Source organism: Rhodoferax sp. (assembly GCF_028688795.1).
In the GTDB taxonomy this organism is placed as follows: Bacteria; Pseudomonadota; Gammaproteobacteria; order Burkholderiales; family Burkholderiaceae_C; genus Rhodoferax.
The window spans coordinates 1-7,945 of record NZ_JAQTXM010000066.1 but is presented as its reverse complement, the minus strand read 5'-3'; the positions used below and the strand labels follow the sequence as shown (position 1 = coordinate 7,945).

Sequence of the window (7,945 nt, the reverse complement as noted above, 5' to 3'; positions counted from 1 at the left end):
CACTTCTACAAATTTGAGGACGGCGGCAAGGAGATCACCTTCTTTGCGGCCAAAGCGGCAGATGGCAGCATCAAGACAGCTTTCGACGCCTGCGATTCCTGCTACAAATCCAAAAAGGGCTATGAGCAACAAGGTGACAAGATGAACTGCAAGAACTGTAACCAGAAATTCGCCATCAATCGCCTTGGACCTAATGCAACCGGCGGTTGCAATCCCGGCTATCTACCTCATCAATTAAACGGTTCTACCGTTTCTATTTCTGTTAACGACCTCAAGGGTGGAGCGAGATACTTCTGATGAAACTGCACACAATATCCATCAATAATCTGAAGCGCCGCAAGGCCAAGATGGCATTTCTGACCATCGGTCTGATGGTGGGAATCGCCACCATTGTCACCCTGGTGACCCTGACCCGCTCAATGTCCAGTGATATCGAGCGTAAGATGGACGAGTTCGGCGCAAATATCCTGATAACCCCACAGAACAACGGCCTCTCTATGACTTACGGCGGTATCAGTCTTGGAGGAGTAACCTTTGATCAGCGCGAGATTCGCGAAGAGGACCTGGCGAAGATCAAGACCATCACCAACCACAAGAACATATCGGCTGTGAGCCCCAAGGTGCTGGGTAGCATCAAAATCAAAAACCACGACGTACTGCTGGTTGGTGTCAACTTCGAGTATGAATTGAAGATGAAGCAGTGGTGGAAGATCTTTGGCAATGAGCCGAAGTTTGAGCACGATATATTACTCGGTTCCGATGCTTCTAAAGTGCTTAACGTCTCACCTGGAGATGATTTGATCATCAAGGGCGAAACCTTCAAGGTTGCCGGTGTACTCGACCAGACCGGCTCCCAGGATGACGCCCTTGTTTTTGCCGGTTTGGCCAAAGCCCAGAAGCTTTTGGGCAAAGAGGGCAAAATAAGCATGGCCGAAGTGGCGGCACTCTGTTCCGGTTGCCCCATCGGCGACATGGTAACTCAGATTGCAGAAAAAATACCGGATGCCAAGGTGACGGCTATTCAGCAGGTAGTTGAAGGACGACTTAAAACCCTGGATCAGTTCAAACGCTTTTCCTATGCGATGGCTGGTGTAGTGGTCTTTATCGGTTCACTGATCGTCTTTGTCACCATGATGGGCAGCGTTAACGAGCGAACCACGGAGATCGGCGTATTCCGGGCGATTGGTTTCAGAAAGAGCCACATTATGCGGATCATTCTGTTTGAGGCCGCCCTGGTAAGTCTGCTTGCCGGATTTCTGGGATATGCCGTCGGCATGGGAGGTGCCAAGTTGGCTCTGCCATTCATGGCGGAAAGTAAAAATGCCCACCTGGTCTGGGATACAACAGTAGCTTTCGGCTCAATTGGCCTTGCACTGACACTGGGTCTCCTGGCGAGCCTGTATCCGGCACTGCATGCATCGAAGATGGACCCGACAGAAGCTTTGCGGGCATTATAAATCGAGGGAATTATGGCACTCATTGAAATCAAGAATGTAAAGAAACAATATACCAGCGGTGATGATGTAGTCGAAGCTTTGCGAGGTGTGGACATAAGCATTGAAGCCGGTGAGTTTATCACCATCATGGGGCAATCCGGTTCGGGCAAGAGCACACTGTTGTCCGTGCTCGGAGGTATGAATCATCCAACCTCCGGTGAGGTCGAGATGGCTGGCGTAAAGCTGTATCAACTTCCCGGCGAAAAACTTGCCGATTTCCGGGCTCAGAATCTGGGGTTTGTCTTTCAGTCATTCAACCTTATCTCCTACCTGACTGCCATCGAGAACGTCATGTTACCGCTGGCGATTGTTAAGATGAGCACACCGGCAAAAAAGACTGCCGCACGTACAGCTCTTGAACGAGTCGGCCTCGGCAGCAAGCTGGATCGTCTGCCCAATCAGCTCTCAGGTGGCGAACAGGAACGTGTGGCAATAGCTCGTGCCATTGTCAATAATCCTCATATCCTTCTGGCGGACGAACCGACCGGAAACCTGGATTCAAAGACCAGTGAAGAGGTCATGGCTCTATTCCGTGAGTTGAATGACGCCGGTCAGACTGTTGTCATGGTGACTCACAACCCTGAGAACGGGGCTTACTCCGACCGGACTATCAGCCTGAGAGACGGGATAGTGATGTGAAGACCATTTTACTGGTTACAGCCATCCTGTTTAACCTATCGGCTATCGCAGTAGCAGCGACGGATCTACCGGTAGAGAACGGTGTAATTACATCTGGTGTTGGATTACGGGTTGACCCATTCGGCAGTGGCAAACTTGTTTTTCACCGTGGTATCGATATCGCCGTCCCGGTCGGTACACCGGTTCGTTCCATCCGTAAGGGACGTGTCGTTTTTGCTGGTGTTAGAAGCGGGTATGGCTCCACCGTCATTGTTGAACATGCCAATGGAGACCGCACACTTTATGGACACAACTCCTTGGTTCGAGTTTCTAGCGGTGAATTGGTGGAATCCGGGACAGTCGTTGCATTCTCAGGGAATACCGGTAGGTCAACTGGTCCGCATGTACATTTCGAGCAGTTGCCGAGTGATCGGCCTAACATAGAACCGGTGAAAACAGAGGAAGCAAATATACCACAGCTTGTGAACAACGATGACCAAAGAGACGTGTTTGAACAAAGAATGGAAGAATCCGTGAACTCAGTCCTGAGGACAATCAATCACTTTAGCCAGGCCGGACAAGGCGGGTGAACTTCTGAACCGTGAGTTATACTAAATTGTCCCATACCAAAATTAAAAGGAACTATTATGAATGATACCATCAAGACTTCTATAGAAAATTTGATCGCCATGGTGAAGAAGAACCCTCAAGTCGCAAATTCGGTATTCCGCGCTTCAACCTATTCGGAAGATTCGGGTTTTACGGTCCGTTCCGAAATCCGCGGATTCTCTGTTCACATTGACGAGCCGCGTGAACTGGGCGGTAACGACACGGCACCAAATCCGGTGGAACTGCTTCTGGCTGCGTTGGGAGGTTGCCAGGAAATCGTCTATCGTGCCTTTGCTGCAGTATTGGGGATCGAGATTGTTAGTATTGAAGTTCACGCCAAAGGGCACCTTGATTTGCATGGTTTTCTGGGGTTAGCAGAAGTGCCCGCTGGCTTCACCAACATCAGTTTTACCACACGGATAGTTTCGTCCGCATCACCGGAGAGCATACGTCAGCTTGCAGCACTGGTTGAGAAACACTGCCCGGTGCAGGACACTCTTACTCGCGCTATTCCGATCAACGGCAAAGTAGAGCTTACGCAACCCGGTGACCCTGCTGGTGCTGTTGAAATTATTTCACCGACTATCTGACCCAGCATACAAAGGAGAAGATTTTATGCAACGACTGATACTGCTTCTCATGTTGATTACGGTTCCCGGCACCGCTTTAGCCCTTGAACAGAGCTTTACCCAGCAAGGCCTCAAAGCAACTATTAAGCTGTCACCTGAGAAGCTTGAAACACAGTTCAAGATTCAACTTTTGCTCAATTTAAGTAAGGACGGAGCAAACCTTGTTGACAGAAACGTAACGCTGGAAGTTTATGAAAAAAATGCTGATAAACCGTTCATCCAGCATCCGGTTGACGTTCTTGATACGGAGTATGTCGATTCCTGGAAGTTCGAGAAACCCGGAGATTATAAGGTGGTTATAAAGATTGCCGATCATCAGAAGCCTGATGAGATTATGAGCTATGAGGTCAATGCCAGTGTCATGGCCGCAGGTTCGGAACATGGAGACCACGGTTTTTTCGCACATCATTTTGGTGGAGGCTCATGGGGATGGTGGGGAACCGGTCTCATGATTGTTATTATGGTGCCCATGATGGTTCTCATACTGTGAACACAAACATTTATATCAATTCTAACTTAATTCAGTGAGCGACATGAAGAGACTGATACGACCATTCATACTATTTCTGTGCATTATCGGCATCAGCATGTTGCACTATTTGACACCTCTTCACCTTCCCTATCTGCACGATATTTTCCAGCGACTCTACTATCTGCCGATCATACTAGCGGCGCTCTGGTATGGATTTCGAGGTGGTTTACTCTGTTCGATTGTGGTCAGTATCGCCTATGCCCCTCATATACTCTTTCAATGGGGCGGTCATCTTACCGTAGAGATGGAAAAATACCTGGAGATCCTGCTGTACAACATTGTTGGTAGCGTGACCGGACTGCTGTCTCAACGCGAGCGCGAGCGGACGATAGAGCTACAAAAAACCGCCCAAGGGCTTGAGGAGTCCTACCAGAAACTGCAAATCCAGTCAGAAAAGATGATGGCCGTAGAGGAGAAGCTGAGACGTGCTGAAAAGCTCTCTACCTTGGGAGAGATGGCAGCGGTATTGGCTCACGAAATTCGCAACCCCCTTGGCTCCATTCGTGGCACAGCCGAAATATTGAGAGACGATTACAAGCCCGGCGAACCCAAGCATGAGTTCATTGAGATCCAGATCAAGGAGACTGAACGGCTTAATCGAGTCGTTGAAGATTTTCTGCATATGGCGCGTCCTCAGCCGGTTGATATGCACCCCTGTCCGGTGCAGGAAGAACTGGAAATGATTGTAACTCTGACAAAGAACGACGCCAGAGAGCGAAAAATCAAACTGGTTTTACAACCACCCACTGTTCCGGTAATTATCAAAGCTGATGGCGAGAAACTGCGTCAGGCCTTTCTCAATATCGCAATCAACGCATTGCAGGCCACACCGCCTGACGGCAGCGTGATCATTTCAACATCGGTTTATAAGACTGCATTGTGCGAGATCCGATTCCGTGATACTGGTCCAGGAATAGACACCGAAACACTTGCTAAGATATTTGAACCCTTCTACACCACAAAACCTGATGGTACCGGACTGGGGTTAGCTATCACTAAAAAAATCATAGAAAGTCATAATGGTACGCTACTGGTCGAAAGTGAACCTGGGCATGGTACAACCGTAACGGTCAGATTACCGATGCAGGATACAACTAATGGAGGAATCTCGTGAAAGCAAAAATTCTCATAATAGACGACGACAATTCACTCAGGCGAGTGCTTGAATATAACCTCCAGGAAGAGGGGTATGAAGTTCAGGCCGCCTCTTCCGGAGAGGAGGGGTTGTATCTGTTCGGACAATCTCAACCCAATCTGGTCATCACCGACATGAAGATGTCCGGCATGGACGGGTTGATGGTGCTTAAATCCATCAAGGAACGTTCGCCGGACACACTTGTCATTATTATAACAGCTTTCGGGACCATTGATGTCGCGGTAGAGGCCATGAAAGCCGGAGCCTATGACTACATCACCAAACCGTTTAACAGGGATGCCCTCAAGTTGACGGTGAAAAAGGCACTCCAATTCAATGGTCTTACTGAAGAAAACAAACGGTTGAAGAGCGAACTGTCAGACAAGGCAGATTTTCGCACTATCGTTGGAACATCCAAGGAAATGGAAAAAGTCTTTGATGTCATCCGCAAGGTAGCTGATACCGAGGCTTCAATTTTGATCACTGGTGAATCAGGCACCGGCAAGGAGCTTGTTGCCCGCTCAATTCATGCCAACAGCTCTCGGCGGGATGCGCCGTTCGTCGCCATCAACTGTGCCGCTATTCCACGCGACTTGCTGGAAAGCGAGTTGTTTGGTCACATGAAAGGATCTTTCACCGGGGCGGTAAAGGACAAGATCGGTAAATTTCAGGTAGCGGAAGGTGGGACCCTATTCCTGGATGAAGTCGGCGAATTGCCGATTGAGTTGCAGCCCAAGCTGCTCAGGGTGCTACAGGAAAAAGAGGTGGAGCCGGTTGGAGGCACGAAGGTTCAGAAGCTGGATGTCCGGGTTGTGTCTGCCACCAACCTGAATGTTGACAAGGCAATAGCTGACGGTTCATTCCGCGAGGACCTTTATTACCGTCTGTCGGTCATTCCAATGCACTTGCCGCCACTTCGTGAACGGCGCAAGGATATTCCTCTGCTCATCAAATATTTCTGCGGCAAACATGGTCGTGAAAAGGTTGCCTTTGATAAAGACGCCCTTGAGACGCTGGTCATGTACCCGTGGCCGGGAAATGTGCGGGAATTGGAAAACACAATCGAACGACTGCTCATAATGCGAAATAGTGATGTCATAGGTATCGACGAATTACCCGAAAAGCTTCTTGAGAATGGTGCTAAGGGAAGCGCGGTGATTAAACTTCCTGACGAAGGCTATTCACTTGAACAGCTGGAACGGGAAATTGTTGTTGAGGCTTTAGAGCGCAACGCCTGGAACCAGACAGCTGCGGCACGTTTCTTGAGAATCCCGCGTCATACCCTGATTTACCGAATTGAAAAATACGGCATTGCTGTACCAAACACTAAATAACACTTGTCGGATAATTATCAGGGGCTCATATATATGCGTAATTAACGCTGAATTATGCGGAATATTCAACCGGCAGTGAGGAATATTCTCCATATCCAAAAGTGCTGACAACTGTAATTTTAACAATTTTAGATAGTTGCAACTTGGCACGCTCCGTGTAAATACGAATACATCGACAAACAACCGTCAGGAGTTTACATGAAAACCCTTCGCATCCTTGCTTTATTGCTGCTGTTATCTCTTTCGTCTGTTTCGGTATGGGCGGAAGAAGTGAAATTACCAGCAGAGGAGTTGACACTTCTAGTTGATACGGCCCTTGCCAACAATCCGGAATTGAAATCTTCTCAAGCCCGTTGGCAGATGTTTGCCAATAAGGCGAAGCAGGCATCAAGCCTTGAAGATCCGATGTTCATGTTCAAGCTTCAGAATATGCTGGCTCGTGAACCATTTGTTTTCAATAAAGACCCCCAATCTGCCAAGGTGATCGGCATCTCTCAACAGCTGCCGTTCTGGGGCAAGCGGGCCATAAAGCAGGAGGTTGCCAACTACGAAGCCGAGTCGTATAAATGGTCAATCGAAGAGCGCAAGCTGGAATTGGCCCGTATGGTCAAGGAGACCTATTACCAAATATGGGCTGTCGATAAATCCATGGAGATTGTTGATAAAAACCTTCGAATTCTGTCCGATTTTGTGACCATAGCCGAGTCGAAATATTCAGTTGGACAAGGGGTGCAACAGGACATTTACAAAGCCAACCTGGAAAAATCCAAGATGATCGATATGCAGATCACCCTCAAACAGCAAAGAAAAAGCCTTGAAGCCAATTTAAACTATCTACTGTATCGTCCGGGCACAACAGCGATCGGTCCCATTGTTGATTTCACCTTACCGCAAGTCTCACTCTCTGCCGAACAACTGAATCAGTCTGCTGCTGAAAAACGCCCCCAGATAAAAAGTCTGGCCAGCCTGACCAGCAAAGGCCAGGCATCCCACCGCCTGGCGCAGAAAGAATTTTACCCGGATTTCAATCTCTCTTTTGAATACATGTTCAAAGATGCAGTCTCGACCGACATGGTAACCGACCCCGGCTACAATATGTTCACACTGGGTGTTACTTTCAATCTACCGTTTCAGCAGGAAAAGCGTCATGCAATGATCGCCGAATCTACGTCCGAGACGAGTATGGCAATAGAAGAACTGAACGGCCTGAAGAACACAATTTCGTACACCATCAACGACACACTTGCCCAGTTGGAGCGTCGCAAGAAGTTAATTGAACTCTACAAGGGCGGCATTATCCCCCAGGCAGAACAATCGCTGGAATCGGCAGTTATCAGCTATCGCGTCAACAAAGTGGATTTCCTGACACTCCTGGACGGCAGAATGAGCCTGTTTACCTATGAGCGAGAACTGTACGAGTCGCAAGCCGAATACATGATGAAGCTGGCACAACTCGAAGCGGCGATCGGTAGTGATCTCGTACCAGCACCAGCGGCACCTCTGCAGCCTGCCACTTCAGAGCCACCGAAAGCACCAGCACTACCTGCTCCGGCAGAACTAACAGTTCCAGCGACACCAGCAGTACCCGTTTC

Annotated in this window: 9 protein-coding genes; all 9 read left to right on the top strand. The window is 48.8% G+C overall.

Annotation, left to right across the window (positions count from 1 at the left end):
- Window positions 1-297, top strand: a 297-nt coding sequence (locus tag PHQ58_RS22650) for a DUF2318 domain-containing protein (RefSeq protein WP_300115970.1), incomplete at its 5' end; no start/stop codon positions are given.
- Window positions 297-1,457, top strand: a complete 1,161-nt coding sequence (locus PHQ58_RS22645) for an FtsX-like permease family protein (protein WP_300115968.1) — start codon at window positions 297-299, stop codon at window positions 1,455-1,457. The genes PHQ58_RS22650 and PHQ58_RS22645, both read left to right, overlap by 1 nt.
- A gap of 12 nt (window positions 1,458-1,469) precedes the next feature.
- Complete coding sequence (locus PHQ58_RS22640) at window positions 1,470-2,135, top strand: ABC transporter ATP-binding protein (protein WP_300115965.1); 666 nt, start codon at window positions 1,470-1,472, stop codon at window positions 2,133-2,135.
- The gene (locus PHQ58_RS22635; RefSeq protein WP_300115962.1) at window positions 2,132-2,704 is read left to right on the top strand and encodes a M23 family metallopeptidase; all 573 of its coding nucleotides are present in this window, start codon (window positions 2,132-2,134) and stop codon (window positions 2,702-2,704) included. The genes PHQ58_RS22640 and PHQ58_RS22635 overlap by 4 nt, the downstream gene beginning before the upstream one ends.
- Window positions 2,705-2,761: 57 nt before the next feature.
- Complete coding sequence (locus PHQ58_RS22630) at window positions 2,762-3,313, top strand: OsmC family protein (protein ID WP_300115959.1); 552 nt, start codon at window positions 2,762-2,764, stop codon at window positions 3,311-3,313.
- Window positions 3,314-3,338: 25 nt separating this feature from the next.
- Window positions 3,339-3,842: a hypothetical protein gene (locus PHQ58_RS22625; protein WP_300115957.1), complete on the top strand. Its 504-nt coding sequence runs from the start codon at window positions 3,339-3,341 to the stop codon at window positions 3,840-3,842.
- Between the two features lie 97 nt (window positions 3,843-3,939).
- Window positions 3,940-4,998, top strand: coding sequence for an ATP-binding protein (locus tag PHQ58_RS22620; RefSeq protein ID WP_300115955.1), 1,059 nt, complete (start codon window positions 3,940-3,942; stop codon window positions 4,996-4,998).
- Window positions 4,995-6,353 carry a sigma-54 dependent transcriptional regulator gene (locus tag PHQ58_RS22615; RefSeq protein ID WP_300115953.1) on the top strand — a complete coding sequence of 453 codons (1,359 nt, stop codon included), beginning with the start codon at window positions 4,995-4,997 and terminating at the stop codon, window positions 6,351-6,353. Before PHQ58_RS22620 ends, PHQ58_RS22615 begins: the two co-directional genes overlap by 4 nt.
- Before the next feature lie 198 nt (window positions 6,354-6,551).
- The coding region (locus PHQ58_RS22610) for a TolC family protein (RefSeq protein WP_300115951.1) at window positions 6,552-7,945 on the top strand (1,394 nt) is incomplete at its 3' end.